Consider the following 14,241-nt stretch of genomic DNA (forward strand, 5'->3'; position numbering starts at 1 on the left):
ATCAGCGCTCCTTCCTTTGCCGCTTTTGGCGGGGGGTGAGCTCGGCCAGGGCGCCCTCGAAAAGCTCGGCCGGTTCCGGGGGAGGGATTTCCTCCATTTCCCGTACCGCCTGATCGATGGCGGCGGTGGCCCACCCCCGGACCTCGCCGGCAGCCTCAGGCGTCCAGCGGCCACGCGATTCCAGGTACCGCTCCATTCTCAAGAGGGGGTCCCGGCTCCGCCAGTACTCCACCTCTTCGGGCGAGCGGTAGCGGCCGGCGTCGTCGGCGGTGGTATGATCGGCCATGCGGTAGGTCAGGCACTCGACCATGGCCGGTCCCTCACCGCGCCGCGCCTTCTCGAGCGCACCGGAAACCGCGGCATAGACCGCCAGCACGTCGTTGCCGTCCACCTGGATCCCCTCGAACCCGTACCCGACCGCCTTCTGGGCCAGGGTCGCCGAGGCGGTCTGCCCCTTCACCGGGACCGAGATGGCCCACTGGTTGTTCTGGCAGATGAAGACGATGGGGAGCCGGTAGACCCCGGCCATGTTCATCGCCTCGTGGAAGTCCCCCTTCGAGGTGGCGCCGTCGCCGAAGAAGACGGCCACCGCGGCCGGCTCGCGCCGGTACCGGACCGCCAGTGCCGCCCCCACCGCCTGGGGAAGCTGGCTTCCCACCGCCACGCAAAAAGGGAAGATCTTGAACTGTTCGGGGATCCGCTGGGCCCGTTCGTCGCCGGTCCAGTACTGGAGGAGCTGCGGGATCGGGAAGCCCAGGGTTAGGTGTACCCCCATCTCCCGGAAGGAGGGGAAGATCCAGTCTTCCTTGGTGAGGGCGAAGGCGCTTCCGACCTGGGTGGCCTCCTGCCCCTTCACCGGGGGATAGGTCCCCATCCGGCCTTCCCGCTGCAGGGAGACCGCACGCTCGTCGAAGACGCGGGTGAGTACCATGAAACGGTACATCTCCCAGAGTCGATCGTCGGATAGCTTCGGAAGGAGTGCCAGATCCACGTCGCCGGAGGGGTCGAGGATGGTGAGCTGGCGTACCTGGAACGTCGCGATTACCGTGTCTGGCATGGTCAGGGCTCTCAGGGGAGGTTGGTCGTGCTCTGCCAAAAAGTGTACCACACCGTCATCGATAGCAAAGAGAGTAATGATAACGCCCTGATAGAGTCCCGCCCATCCATTGAGGCCCGCAGAGCGCTCCCTATGGCTGACGCCGCTTGGCGGCGAACCGGGAATAAAGGGCGGGAACCAGTGCGAAGAGCCCCAAAAGGGCGAAAGAGCCAAGCACCCGCGGCGAAGCGACGTCGCCCAGGGAGTGGATGCCGGCCAGCCCCGCGCCGGCGTTCACGTAGACGAAGCCGCCGGGGATGATGCCGATCAGGGTTGCCGTGACGAAGGTCCCGAGCCTGATCCCGGTGAGCCCGGCGGCCAGGTTGATGAGGAAGAAGGGAAAGAGCGGCACCAGCCTCAGAAAGAGGAGGTAGTTGAAACCGCGGAGCTCCAGTTCCCTGTTAAGCCCCTCCAGGCGGGGGCCGAAGCGGCGGAGCACGGTGTCCCGCAACAGATAGCGGGCGACCAGAAAAGCGAGGGTGGCCCCGACGGTGGCGGCGGCGACCGCGTAGACGGTCCCAAGCCAGGAGCCGAAAAGGGCGCCGGCGGCAAGGGAAAGGATGGCGGCGCCGGGGAGGGAAAGGGCAGTCTGGAGGATGTAGATGGCAGTAAAGGCGGCCACGGTGAGGAGCGGGTGCATCTCGTTGTAGCGGGCGGCCGCCTCGCGGTTGGCCTTCAGCGACTCCAGGGTCAGGTAACGCCCGAGGTCGAAGTAGAAGAAGAGCCCCACCGCCAGCAGGGCGATGACGAGCAGGATGACTTTCTTTACCGGCAAGGATTACTCCTTTCTAGTGCCGCTGCCAGCGAAGCCAGGCAGTCAGCAGGTTCTTCAGCCGGGGGGTGAGCCGGCTGCGGTTGTAGAGGTCGGCCAGCTTGCGGATAGCCTCGGCCTGGGTGGGATAGGGATGAACGGTCCTCCCGATGGCGGAGAGACCGGCCCCGGAGCCGATCGCCAGCGACAGCTCGTTGAGCATCTCTCCTGCGTGACGTGCCACCAGGGTCGCCCCGAGAATGCGGTCGCTCCCCTTCTTCAGGTACACCCGGGCGAAGCCATCGGTCTCGCCGTCGAGGAGGGCACGGTCGACTTCGGCAAGCGGGACGGTCAGCGTGGAGGCCTCGACCCCGCGGGCCGCAGCCTCCTCCGGGTAGTTTCCGACGTGGGCTATTTCGGGATCGGTGTAAGTGCACCAGGGGACGGTCAGCCGCGAGTTGCGCTGGCGCCCGTGAAAAAGCGCGTTAGCAATCACGATCCTTGCCTGGGCGTCGGCCAAGTGGGTGAACTTCAGTCCCGGGCAGACGTCGCCCGCCGCGTACACCCGCCGGTTGGTGGTCCTCAAGAAATCATCCACCACGACGCCGCTCCGGCCGGAAGCGATTCCCGCGCTCTCCAATCCCAGCCCCTCCAGGTTGGGGATCCGGCCGGCCGCCACCAGGATGGCGTCGACCTCCAGCTCGACCCGTTCCCCTTCCCGCTCCAGCACCAGGGCCTTGCCCCCCTCCCCGGCCGAGACGGATGCGATGGCCGAGTGGAAGCGGACATCTATCCCCTCGCGGACGAAAGAGCGCAGCAGGAGCTCCCCGGCATCGGCGTCCTCCCGGGGAAGAAGCCGGCCGCCTCGCTCGAGGATGGTGACACGGCTCCCGAACCGGGCGAAGACCTGGGCGAGCTCGCAGCCGATGGGACCGGCACCGATCACCGCCAGCCGTGGGGGAAGCGAGGTGAGGGCGAAGACGGTCTCGTTGGTGAGATAGCCCGCTTCGGAAAGCCCCGGAATGCCGGGGGCGGCGGGGCGTCCTCCGGTGCAGAGCACGGCGCGGGCGAAGAGGAGGCGGCGCCCGTCCACCTCGATCTCGCCGGGGGCGGTGAAGCTCCCCTGGCCGAAGAAGACGTCCACCCCCAGCTCGTCCCGGAATCGCCGGGCGGAGTCGTGAGGGCTCAGCTCCGCGCGCAGGCGGCGCATCCGCTCGAGGGCTTTGCCGAAGGCGATTTCCCCCGCCCGCCGCTCCGGGAAAGCTCTCCCCTGCGATTCCCAAAACATCCGGGATGAGTGAATGAGCGCCTTGGAGGGGACACAGCCGACGTTCAGGCAGTCGCCCCCCAACAGGTGGCGCTCGACGAGGGCCACCTTGGCGCCAAGCCCCGCAGCCCCGGCGGCGCAGACCAGGCCGGCGGTTCCTCCGCCGACCACCACCAGGTTATAGCGCCCCGACGGGACCGGGTTGACCCAGCCGGAGGGGTGGAGGTTGGCGGCAAGGTTACGGTTGTCTTCGGTGTCCGGCTGGACGAGGATCGGGTCGCTCATGGGGGACCTCGGATACGCTGGGGACAATAACGCAGTGAAGATCGGTTAACAACTGGTTTCTTGTTTAATGATAGCACCCCATCCCCACCCGCCTAGGCAAAAGCCCCGGCTCGCACTCAGCGCCGAAGCGGCAGAAACAAGGAAGGCCGAGGAGCGGAGGGAATAGGCGGCAGTGGAGGGGAAGGGATAAAAAAAAGGACGGCCGTGAGGCCGTCCCGGAGAGGACATAAACATGGCAGCCGGTTTCGCGAGGCACTCGTGCCTTCTCAAAACCGCCCTCGCCCGCCCTTCGGGCCCCCCCTAAAGGGGCGAGGGTATCATCGCATGCTCAACGAAGAGTGGTGCGGCAGCCGGAGGGGGCGGATCAACTGGCCTTGAAGAGGGCGTAGGTACCCATGAGGCCGGCGGAGAAGCTGGCATCGCCGCTGGCGGTCACCGTGGCAGTGGCCAACTGGGTCCAGGTTCCCGTGGCGGCGTCGTACCGGCAGACGATGACCGCTTGGCCGGCGGTGGCCGGGCCGGCCGAAATGGTGACCGAAAGGGCGGGGAGGACGCTGCTGACGACTCCCGCCTCGACGGTCAGGTAGCTCAGGAACCCGGACGGGGCGGTCCCCCTCGCGGTGGCAGGAAGGTTGGTCTCGTCGGTGGAATAGCTCACCTTGGTGCCGGTGGTACCGGAAACGACCGCGTGGCCGGCATCCTCGAGGAGGGTGTGCCCGGCCAGCACCACCTGGTTCCCGGAAGGTGCCGGGACCGGCACCGCTCCGGCGCCGGTGTACCCCCAGGAGTCGCTGGCCAAGGTTCCGGTGGCCGCCACTATGGTGGTGGGCTGGGATGGAGGCACGGTCCCGGCCACGCCGCTGTTCCGATCCCCCACCCCGCAACCGGCAAGCCCAGCCACGACCAGGACCGCGAGAGCGAGTTTGATCCATTTCTTCATGTTGGTATCTCCCGGCCGCGGCTAGAACTTCAGCCTGAGCCCTACGGTGGCGTTGTGGCTGGCGAGCTTCAAGTCGGTGGAATTGGGCCAGTCCTTGCTAAGGCTGGCCCGGCTGGTCCCGAAGTAGCGATAGCCGACGTCCAGCGACAGCCTGCGGTTCAAGGCGAGGTCCATCCCGCCCCCCAGCTGGTAGGCGAAGGCCACCGCGTCGTCGGAGTTGAAGATGTGGTAGTTGAGGGCGCCGGTGTTGGCGTCCACCCCCTTGGCGGTGCTGACGCTCACCGAGGAGAATCCCATCCCGCCACCGAGGTAAGGGGTTACCGGGCTTTGGTTGTGGATGTCGAAGAAGCTGTTAAGCATAGCCGAGAAGGCGCCCACATGGCCGTCCACGTTGACGTAATGGGTGCCGTAGGTGGGCTCGGAGACGTTATTCATCTCCCCTTCCTTGTAGGAGAGCTCCCCTTCCACCCTCACGAAACCGAAATCGTACCCGGCGGTCCCCCCGATGTTGATGCCGGGATCGAACTGCACGAGGGCGGACTTGGTGGTTACCGGATTGTAGGCGGTGGTGCTGACGGTGGTGTCCTGCGGGGTGGATGAACCGGCAAAGAAGGAGATGTACCCGCCGGGGTCGGGGGCATTGGCGAAGCTGACGGCAGGTATAGCCGCCACCGCCACGAAAGCGCAGAGCGCCGCAAGTTTTCTGCTGATAATCATTGACCTTTCTCCTTGACTGGTTGAGGTTTGCCTCCCATCGCCCCACACCCGGAGGCGGACGGACGGGAGAACTGGCAGTATCTGAAGCGGACTCTGTTCCGGCAACACCGCCGGTGGAACCGGGGTGGGACGCCGGGCGCACTGCTCCCCATCGGGTGACGCCAAGGGCGCACCCTTCCCTTAATCCCGGACGGCAATCCGGGGGCAGATGGTCCTGGACCGGCCGCGAGGCCTGGCCCGGAGGGGAATGACGGGTGGGTGAGATCGGCTACTGCAATGGTCCTGCGTCTAGACCCGGAGAGGGGAGGAGGCCGAGGGGGCGGTGGTGCCGGGTGAGGGCTGGGTGCAAGAACTAATCGAATGGCAACGGAACAGAGAAGCCGACGGAAACGGGGAAAATTATAGTCATCTTCCGGCCACAATGGAACCATTTTTTTCGTAAAATCAATCAATTAGATTCGTAAAACAGTCATAAGAAAAAGGGGACCACTGTCATTATCCAACTTTAATATTAAAGAAGACACAAAGGGAAGGTCCCGGGATGAAGTTACCGTTGTATTGCGCTATCATTTTCAGCATCATAACCTTTAGAGGGTACGACTAAGCCTTTCGAGGTGATCATGAGAAGCCGTAAAGCTGTACCGGAACCCACGGCCACCAGACGCCTGACCCATGCGCAACTGCAACCGATGGCAGATGAGGCACGGAGGGGGTCGCCCGTGTGTGAGTCGTGCGAGGAGCTAACCAGGGCTCTCCAGCGCTATACGGATCTCTATGAGTTCGCCCCGGTCGGCTACTTCACCCTCGACCGCAGCGGTATCATCCGCGGCGCCAACATGGCCGCCGCCAGGCTGGCCGGCCGGGACCAGGGGACCCTGGTGGGGTGGAAGTTCGACCGCCTGGTCGCCGAGGAGACCCGGCCGGAGTTCGACTCCCTGCTGGAGGGTATCTCCCACGGGGAGGAGAGCGGCACCTGCGAAGTCTCCCTGCTTTCCAAAGATGAGAAGCCCCTCTTTGTCCGCATCGAGGCGACCAGCTGCGGTCAGGGGCACGAATTCCGGCTGGCGGTCCTCGACATCACCGGCCGCAGGCGCTCCGAGGATGCCCTGCTGGTCTCCGAGGCGCGCTACCGGCGCCTGTTCGAGACCGCCAAGGACGGCATCATGGTGGTCGACGCCGAGACCGGCGAGATCAACGAGGTTAACCCCTTCCTGGGCGAGATGCTGGCGATCCCGCGCGAGGAACTGCTCGGAAGAAAGCTCTGGGAGATCGAACACTTCTCCGGATTTGCCGGCTCCCGCGACCATTTCGAAGCCCTCCAGCACCGCGAGTATCTTCTCCATCAGGACCTCCCGATCCGGACCAGGGACGGCCGCCAGATCGTCGTCGAGGTGATGAGCACCAGCTACCAGGTGACCGATCACCGGGTGATCCAGTACAACATCCGCGACATCACCATCCGCAAACAAGCCGAGGATGCGCTGCTCAAGAGCGAGGAGCAGTGCCGCACCCTGATCAGCAACATCAACGAGTACGTCTACAGCGTCCGCTTCGAAAACGGCGACATCCGGTCGGTCTATCACAGCCCGAAGTGCCTGGACATCACCGGTTACACCCCCGAGGATTACTACCAGGACCCGTCGCTGTGGTTCACCATGATCCACCCGGACGACCGGGAGGTGGTGATCAACTTCCTCAACGAGATCTTCGCCGGCAACGACCACGATCCGATCCGGCACCGCATCATCCACAAAAACGGCAGCGAGCGGTGGATACTCAACAACTGCGCCGTGCAAAGAAGCAGCACCGATCCCCAGGCCATCGCGAGGCTGGACGGTTTCATCCTCGACATCACCGACATCAAGCAGGCGGAGGAGAACATCTTCTTCCTCGCCCACCACGACCCGCTCACCAAACTCCCCAACCGGAGCACCCTCTACGCCCGTATCGAACAGGTCCTCTCGGTGGCCCAGAAGGCGAGACGCAACGTCGCCCTCCTCTTCCTCGACATCGACGGGTTCAAGCAGATCAACGACACCATGGGGCACGACGTCGGCGACATGCTGTTGCAGTCGATCGCCCGCAGGCTGAGCGACTGCACGCGCTCGTGCGACGTGGTGGCGCGGCTTGGGGGGGACGAGTTCGTGATCGTACTGTGGGACTGCGGGGTTTCGGAGACCACCGTGGTGGCGGAGAAGATCATCGGCACCGGCTTTTCCCTGGAGGGGAGCCAGGCGGCGGTCAACACCAGCATCGGGATCAGCATCTATCCCGACGACGGTAACGACTACCTGGAGCTTTTGAAGTGCGCCGACATCGCCATGTACCACGCCAAGAAGACGGGGGGAAGCAACTTCGCCTTCTTCACGCCCAAGCTAAACCAGCAGGCCCACCAGCGCTTCGCGGTGGAAGTCGAGCTGCGGCGGGCCATCGAGCATGACGAGTTCGTGCTGCACTACCAGCCCAAGGTGGACCTCACCACCGGAAAGTTCAGCGGGATCGAGGCGCTGATCCGCTGGCAGCACCCGGTCAGGGGGCTGATCCACCCCGAGCAATTCATCCGCATCGCCGAGGAGAGCGGCCTTTTGACCCAGATCAGCAAATGGATCATCAAGACCGTCACCCGCCAGATCCAGCAGTGGCAGCAGCAGGGGATCCCTCCGGTATCGGTGGCGGTCAACCTTTCCGCCACCTTCTTCCAGCATCGCGACTTCGAGGACACCATCGAGCAGGCCCTTTTGGAGACCGGGATCCCACCCGAGTCGCTCGAGCTGGAGCTCACCGAGGCGACCATCATGAGCGATCCGCAAAAGGTGCTGGGGAGCATGGCGGCCATGAAGGCGCTCGGGCTGCTGCTTTCCATCGACGACTTCGGTACCGGCTACTCGAGCCTCAGCTATCTGAAGAAACTCCCGATCGACAAGCTGAAGATCGACCAGTCCTTCATCCACAACATAGCGAGCGACGCGGACAACGCGGCGGTGGTACGGGCGGTGATCAGCATAGGGCGGAGCATGCAGCTCAAGGTGATCGCCGAAGGGGTGGAAAACGCCTCGCAGCTGGCCTGGCTCCAGGCGGAGGGGAGCGAGGAAGCCCAAGGGTACTACTTCAGCCACCCCATTCCGGCCCCCGCGATCACCACCCTTCTCAAACAGAGGCCCAACTTCCTGCACAACCCGAGGGGTAGGATGCAGGGAAGGCATTAGGAGTTGCGGCACAGTTAACGAGCGGAGGGTGACTGACCGGCAAAAGAAAAGCCGGGCGGCGGCATGGCCTGCCCGGCTTTCTTCTGCTTTCTTCTGCTTTCTTCTGCTTTCTTCTGCTTTCTTCTGCTTTCTTCTGCTTTCTTCTGCTTTCTTCTGCTTTCTTCGGCTTTACCCGCTCTACGCCGCCGGCTACTCGTCGGCGCCTTCCATGTTCATGTCCCCCATCTCCATGTCACTGCCGGGGCCGCAGCCATGCTCCATCGCCCCCCCGTCCCCGTGGTGATGCTCCATGTGCGCCTTCTGCATCTTCTCCATCTGCCTGGTCATTTCGGCCCGCTGATGTACCATCCGGTCGACGATTTCCCCCAGCATGTCCACTTTCGCATCCCGCGGGGCACGTTTCATTTCCTCAACGCGCTTCATGAGATCGGCGTCCTGGGCCTCGAGCTTCTGGGTCATCTCCTGCATCATCTTCCGGTGTTCGGGCATCATGTCGTGACCTCCCCATTGGCTGCCGCAACGCTGTTCGTGCATGCAACCGCACCGCCCGTCTGTCATGCAGCCGTGCATGCCTTTGCCATGCATCCCTCTCCCGGCCATGCCACATCCCATCTCGTCGCACCCATGGAAGATGGCGTCGAGATGTCGGTTGACCTCCCCGGAAGGGACGTCGCCTTTAGCCGCCAGCTCATCGAGCTGGCGCAGATGGGTCTTCACGTCCACCAGGTGCTGGTCCATCATCTTCTGCCTGTCCGGCGTCCTCATCTCGGGCGGCATGGCGGCCATGGCACCGGCGCGATACTTCTCCATCTGCTCGGCGCCGCGCCTCATCTCACCCACCACGGTTCGCACAATGCCGGCCGGCACCATCTCACGCTGGCCCGCCATGCGCTGGAGGGTGCGCCCGAAGATCATGATCTCCTTGTGGTAGGCCATCATCAGCATCATCTGGGGATCGGACTTGCCCCCCATCACCATCGGGCCGCCTCCGCCCCCGGCACCGTACCCCCCTCCCCCCATGCCATAGCCGCCATCCGCGAAGCAGGACACCGCGCTGACGGCCAAAACCGCAATCACAAGCAGCAATCGTCTCATCGCTTCCCCCTTTGACCTGGAGTCTCGGTCCCTGGCGCCCCATCCCGTCCGCTGGCGGGGGGGACACCGGGTACCGGAACAAGTTTACCAGAAAGGCGGCCGCGGGCTTGCCGCGGTCACAACGGGCGCCGCCCCTGAATCAGGTTGACCACGATCAGGATGACGGCAAGTACCAGCAACAGGTGAATGAAGCCCCCCAGGGTGTAGCTGCTGACCAGCCCCAGGAGCCACAGGATCAGCAGGATTACCACGATGGTCCAAAGCATGATCTCCTCCTCACGGGCCTCGTTGACCCGTTGGACGTTTTGCCCGGCTGCCCCGGGAAGATTCCGGGGAGGGGCGGATGGAGTCAGGCGGACAGGCCGCCGGTGAAGGTTCCCCCTCTCATCGTCCCACCCGGAGCCGGGTGATAGTGTGCAAGATGCCAAAGACGTTCAGAAGCCACAGGACGACCACGATGACCACTACCGCATTGAGAATTGATTTGATGGAAGCCGCCATGGGGATGTAGGTGTTCACCAGCCACAGCAAGACTCCCACCACGATCAGCACGAGTATCACCTGGATCAAGGGCATGACAGGATTCCTCCTTGCCCTCCGTTCATAGCACCCCTCCCGCCTGGTTACCGGCTGCTCGCGCAGCAGGCAGAGCGATCGCAGCTACTGTCGCAAGATATCTCGCTGCCGCGCACGGAACCGATGCGCCGGCGCGGCAGCCAGGTCAGCTACCGCTCCTCGTCGAAGTCTCTCTCGACGTTTTTCTCAACCTTGCCGACGTTTTTCTGGATCTTCCCCGCGATCTTCTCCGCCGTTCCCTCGTTTTCCAGCGAAACGTTGCGGGTTATCCGGCCGGCACCTTCTTTCAGTTTACCTTTTGCTTCATGCAGCATTCCTTTCGTTGTGTCTTTCGTGCTGGATTTCATGATTGTTCCTCCCGGCTTGCGCCGCACTCTTCACGTTGGTGGCGACGACTGCCATCGCTCTGCCGGTCCAGGCTAACCAATGACACCATTAAAAAATTTTATTGTATGCTGATACCAGGGGCCTGCGCCCCTTCTGTTATGCATGGCCCCATTTTAGCACGCCGCGAGTTCGGTGGGAAAGGCGGCGCATGCAGGCGGCTGGGGTTGCGATCCAGGCAGGCACGGAAACAATCGGGGGGGGGGAAGACGGCGGCCACGGCCGGGATGGGCCGGTGGCCGGGTGGAGGTGCGGCATGGTGGAAGACGACATTGCCTACATCCGGATGGAACCGGTGGCGCCTGGCGGGCATTGCCGATTCGTCAAAAGCCCGCACTACAAATGCACCATCGAGTTCCGCGACGGCAGTACGGTGGTGAGATGCGGCACCACGGAGCAGCACGCCCTGGCGAATGCCATAGCCCGTTACAAAACGATGACGAAGCAGAGCGCGGAGCAGGCAGCCGGTTGACCGGGGGGGCGGCAGCCTGTCGCGGAGCGGAGGGCCGGGGCGGTTGGCGGACCGGGGGCCGGGCGGTTGGCGGCGGTGGCAAGGGGGGAACGATGGGAAAGGGGACGGCGAGGGGGCCTGGACGGCCCCGGTGGGCCTCTCAGACGAAGATGATCCTGTTCTTTCCTTCGGTCTTGGCTCGATACAGGCCGTCATCGGCCCGCTTCATCATGGACTCGCAGGTGTCTTCCGACCTGATCAAGGTGGCGCCGATACTGGCGGTGACCCGCACGATCTGATCCTCGTGCCGGAACTGGATGTTGGCGATGCTGCTGGCGACCCTCTCCGCCAGCGCCACCAGGTCCTCTTCCGAGATGAGGGGGATGAGGAAGGCGAATTCCTCGCCGCCGTACCTGGCCGCGACGTCGTAATCGCGCAGATTGGCGGCCAGCGCTTTGGCGGTAGTGGAAAGGACGAGGTCTCCGAAGGGATGCCCGCAGCCGTCGTTGATCAACTTGAAATCGTCCAGATCGATCATCATCAGCCCCAGACGCAGCCCGTCACGGCGCGAGCGGGAGACCTCCTCCTCGAAGCGGGAGATGAAGAAGCGGCGGTTGTGAAGGCCGGTCAGCTCGTCGGTGATGGCCGCCTCCTGCAGGCTCTTCTGCGCCAGGTCCAGCTTGATACCCAGCCGGTTCAGCATGAGGTAGGCCGAGCCAAGGAGCAGCAGCAGCGTGCCGACGGAAAGCGATACCAGCCAGACCCGGTTCACCACCAGGTTGTGCTGCGCCTCCTGGTAAGGGATGTTGATGCAGATGCCGCCCCGGATGTCCCCCAGCCGGTAGTTCATGCTGGCGTGACATTTAAGGCAGGGCTTCTCGATGATCAGGGGGGCCATGAAACGAAGGACGGGACCGGCGGAGCTCTTCTCCAGGGACCACGCCTCGGTCTCCCCGGCTTCGAACTTCTTCAGCGAGTCGTACTCGAAACGGTCGGGGGCGTTTTGCTGGTCGACCAGCCTGAGGCTGGTGATGTGATAGGAGATGCCGACGTCCTGGCTGGAGAGCTTGGAAATCTCGTAGGTCATCAGGAACGGGTTCTTCAGGGTCAGCACCCGGCCGTCGCGGGCGGTAAGTTCGGCGCCGACCCCCATCTCCTTCAGGAAGCGGTTGGTCCCGACGCCGTCCTTTTTCTCTACGTAGACACCGCCGTAGTTGGCGTTCCAACGGCGAACCTTGAGGATGAGGCTCAGATAGGCCCTGGCCTGCTGTTTGACCGCCGCTTCCAGCAGTGCGGCGTTTCGCACGTAGAAGCCCCCGTACAGCAGGATGATCACGAGCGAGATCAGAAAGCAGAGCTTTAGATAGAAGGCGGTAAAAGGGTTGCGGGTACCGATAGCATCGAAATTCATGAACATAGCCGCCACACTACAAAACAGTCACCCAAGACATTAAAACAGCACCAACGGCCAAAAAAAACAAAAGCCTACCGGCACGGGAGTGGGTAGGCTCAATGGTACTGCTCCTTCGGTAGCCCCTCGATCCATTCGTGCCAATGGACAGGTAGCTTTGCGTCACAGGGTTACCCCAGCTTTGCCGTTTCGGTAGCAACCTATTCAGTTGTCATTGTCCCTATACGCCGACTTTGGTGACAAGTCGATCTCTTTAATATTATAACATTCCAATCTGAGCGATACCGCACTGTTACCGGGCATTCTTCTTTCGTTCTCATGAGTGGCAACCGTTTCCAATGCTCCCCCGGGAGGAAACTCGCCCCCGCCACCGGGGCCTCCCTCCGGAGAAAAGAGTCTGGTCACGGAAAAAAGTAAGAAAAAGGGCCCGCCCCACGGGGGACGGGCCCTTTCCTGTTGGGGGAACAGCCGTCTACTTCAGCGCCTTCTCGTCGCAGCTGCCGGTGATTCCCAGCTCGAGACAGGCTTCGTTAAGCTTCTTCTGGATCTCCGCGCTCCCCATTCCCAGCTCCTGCTTGACCTTGGCCTCGGCGGCCTGGTCCCACTCCACCTCGTGCTCACGCAGCTCGCTGCGGTTGAAGCGGTGGTCGAAGCGGTTGAAGAAGGCGAGGGAAAGGCGGCGGCGCTCCTTGTCCCAGATCTCGGCGGCCCGGTTCTTGAGCTCCAGCAGTTCGCGTGCCTTCGCCTTGGGACCGCTCGCCACCGGTGCCGGCTTGGCCTGGACCGGGGCGGAATGGACGCGGTAAAGCTCCAGCAGCCGGTCGTTCGCCTTTACCGCCAGCTCACTGCTCGGAAAACGGTCGATGATCGCCTCGTAAAGCTCCCTCGCCTTGGCGGGCTGCTCCTGGCGTTCGGCCTTCCCCGCCTGGAGGTAGAGCGATTGGGCGGTTTCGGCCGCGGCCGGAGGGGTCTCCGCCAGCGCGGCCGTCGCGGTAAGAGTGATGAAAAGTAGGATTACTGCCATGCTGCGCTTCATTGGTCTCCCCTTTACGTTGTCGAAAGGCCCTGCCGCGGCCCCCTTCGGCTTGGAAGGAGCCACCAGGGCCGGTGAAGGTAACGGCACTATTTAATCGGTGCTCCCGCCGGCTCCCATGAGCGGCGCCTGCCCGGGGGCGGGCAAAAGTTCCGAGACGAGCATGCTCGCCACGATGAGACCGGCCCCGGCCATGCCGTACTCCCCCAGCACCTCGTTGCCGAAGCGGTAGGCGTAGAGCGCGGCAAAGACCGGCTCGCAGCAGAAGATGAGCGCCGTGTGGGCCGGGCTCAGCACGCGCTGCATCGAGGTCTGGACCAAAAAAGCGAAGACGGTGGCAAAGAGCGCGCAGATGGCGATGGCCCATCCGGTCCCGGGGACCAGCACGAGCACCGCTTTTCCGCGCCCGAGAGCCACCAGCAGGCTTAGAGCAAAGACGGTACCGATCTGGACGGCGGTCAGCCAGAAGACGTCGCTTCCCCCCTTGCGGGCGAACCGGCTGGTATAGAGGAGATGCAGGGCGACGCAAACGGCGCAGATGGCGGCCAAAAGATCCCCGGGGTTGAGGGTGAGCCCCTTGCCGCCGGTGCAGAGCAGAAAAAGTCCGGCGGCGGCGATCGTGACCCCAAGGCCGACGGGGAGGGTCACCTGCTGCCGGAAGAAGAGCGCCCCCAAAAGCGGAACCAGCACCACGTTGAGGCCGGTGAGAAACCCGGTGTTGGTGGCGCTGGTGTAGCAAAGGGCGACGGTCTGGAAGGCAAAGGCGAGGAAGAGAAGGAACCCGAGGACGGCGCCGTCTACCGCGGTGGCGCGGGTGAGAGCCCTTCTCTTTACCAGGCAGAGGAGGACCAGCAGCGCGAACCCCACGAAGAAGCGCTGGGCGAGGAAGACGAAGACGTCGGCCTTGGCAACCGCATCCTTGACCACCGTGAAGGTAACGCCCCAGAAGAAGGTGGTGACAAGCAGCAGCAACGCCGCCATCCCTTTTTTCAGCATGAATAAAACTCCGTACCCGCCCTGAAAATGGCC

At 63.5% G+C, this 14,241-nt stretch carries 14 protein-coding genes and 1 riboswitch; of the genes, 2 read left to right on the top strand and 12 right to left on the bottom strand.

Going from position 1 to position 14,241, the window contains the following annotated elements; all coding sequences use genetic code 11:
* Position 1: 1 nt before the first annotated feature.
* The 5 genes from pdhA to L4X63_RS01440 form a co-directional block, all read right to left on the bottom strand.
* Positions 2-1,057, bottom strand: coding sequence for a pyruvate dehydrogenase (acetyl-transferring) E1 component subunit alpha (pdhA, locus tag L4X63_RS01420; RefSeq protein WP_250676800.1), 1,056 nt, complete (start codon positions 1,055-1,057; stop codon positions 2-4).
* A gap of 130 nt (positions 1,058-1,187) precedes the next feature.
* Positions 1,188-1,871, bottom strand: a complete 684-nt coding sequence (locus L4X63_RS01425) for a TVP38/TMEM64 family protein (protein WP_250676801.1) — start codon at positions 1,869-1,871, stop codon at positions 1,188-1,190.
* 13 nt (positions 1,872-1,884) lie between these two features.
* A complete protein-coding gene (locus L4X63_RS01430) occupies positions 1,885-3,399 on the bottom strand; it encodes a mercuric reductase (RefSeq protein WP_250676802.1) in 1,515 nt (504 codons plus the stop codon).
* A gap of 364 nt (positions 3,400-3,763) precedes the next feature.
* Complete coding sequence (locus tag L4X63_RS01435) at positions 3,764-4,339, bottom strand: hypothetical protein (protein WP_250676803.1); 576 nt, start codon at positions 4,337-4,339, stop codon at positions 3,764-3,766.
* A 21-nt stretch (positions 4,340-4,360) separates the two neighbouring features.
* A complete protein-coding gene (locus L4X63_RS01440) occupies positions 4,361-5,056 on the bottom strand; it encodes an outer membrane protein (RefSeq protein WP_250676804.1) in 696 nt (231 codons plus the stop codon).
* Between the two features lie 719 nt (positions 5,057-5,775).
* Between L4X63_RS01440 and L4X63_RS01445 the strand changes: the two genes are divergently transcribed.
* Entirely contained in the window at positions 5,776-8,262 is a 2,487-nt protein-coding gene (locus L4X63_RS01445; RefSeq protein WP_250676805.1) for a sensor domain-containing protein, read from the top strand.
* 189 nt (positions 8,263-8,451) lie between these two features.
* Here L4X63_RS01445 and L4X63_RS01450 read toward each other — a convergent pair whose 3' ends face one another.
* From L4X63_RS01450 to L4X63_RS01465, 4 genes are all read right to left on the bottom strand, one after another.
* The gene (locus tag L4X63_RS01450) at positions 8,452-9,357 is read right to left on the bottom strand and encodes a hypothetical protein (RefSeq protein ID WP_250676806.1); all 906 of its coding nucleotides are present in this window, start codon (positions 9,355-9,357) and stop codon (positions 8,452-8,454) included.
* Positions 9,358-9,473: 116 nt separating this feature from the next.
* Positions 9,474-9,623, bottom strand: coding sequence for a lmo0937 family membrane protein (locus L4X63_RS01455; protein ID WP_250676807.1), 150 nt, complete (start codon positions 9,621-9,623; stop codon positions 9,474-9,476).
* A gap of 118 nt (positions 9,624-9,741) precedes the next feature.
* Positions 9,742-9,933: a Thivi_2564 family membrane protein gene (locus tag L4X63_RS01460; protein WP_250676808.1), complete on the bottom strand. Its 192-nt coding sequence runs from the start codon at positions 9,931-9,933 to the stop codon at positions 9,742-9,744.
* 149 nt (positions 9,934-10,082) lie between these two features.
* Complete coding sequence (locus L4X63_RS01465) at positions 10,083-10,280, bottom strand: CsbD family protein (RefSeq protein ID WP_284694438.1); 198 nt, start codon at positions 10,278-10,280, stop codon at positions 10,083-10,085.
* Between the two features lie 293 nt (positions 10,281-10,573).
* On the opposite strand from L4X63_RS01465, the gene L4X63_RS01470 reads away from it, so the two are divergent.
* The gene (locus tag L4X63_RS01470; protein ID WP_250676810.1) at positions 10,574-10,789 is read left to right on the top strand and encodes a hypothetical protein; all 216 of its coding nucleotides are present in this window, start codon (positions 10,574-10,576) and stop codon (positions 10,787-10,789) included.
* 139 nt (positions 10,790-10,928) lie between these two features.
* Here the strand turns inward: L4X63_RS01470 and L4X63_RS01475 are convergent, their stop codons facing one another.
* From L4X63_RS01475 to L4X63_RS01485, 3 genes are all read right to left on the bottom strand, one after another.
* Positions 10,929-12,179 carry a diguanylate cyclase gene (locus L4X63_RS01475; RefSeq protein WP_250676811.1) on the bottom strand — a complete coding sequence of 417 codons (1,251 nt, stop codon included), beginning with the start codon at positions 12,177-12,179 and terminating at the stop codon, positions 10,929-10,931.
* 114 nt (positions 12,180-12,293) lie between these two features.
* Positions 12,294-12,375, bottom strand: a riboswitch (cyclic di-GMP riboswitch).
* 276 nt (positions 12,376-12,651) lie between these two features.
* Positions 12,652-13,215, bottom strand: a complete 564-nt coding sequence (locus L4X63_RS01480) for an outer membrane protein assembly factor BamD (protein ID WP_250676812.1) — start codon at positions 13,213-13,215, stop codon at positions 12,652-12,654.
* A gap of 90 nt (positions 13,216-13,305) precedes the next feature.
* On the bottom strand, positions 13,306-14,208 hold the full coding sequence (locus tag L4X63_RS01485) for a DMT family transporter (RefSeq protein ID WP_250676813.1): 903 nt from the start codon (positions 14,206-14,208) through the stop codon (positions 13,306-13,308).
* Positions 14,209-14,241 lie beyond the last annotated feature (33 nt).

This window comes from Geomonas sp. Red32 (assembly GCF_023652955.1).
Taxonomy (GTDB): domain Bacteria; phylum Desulfobacterota; class Desulfuromonadia; order Geobacterales; family Geobacteraceae; genus Geomonas.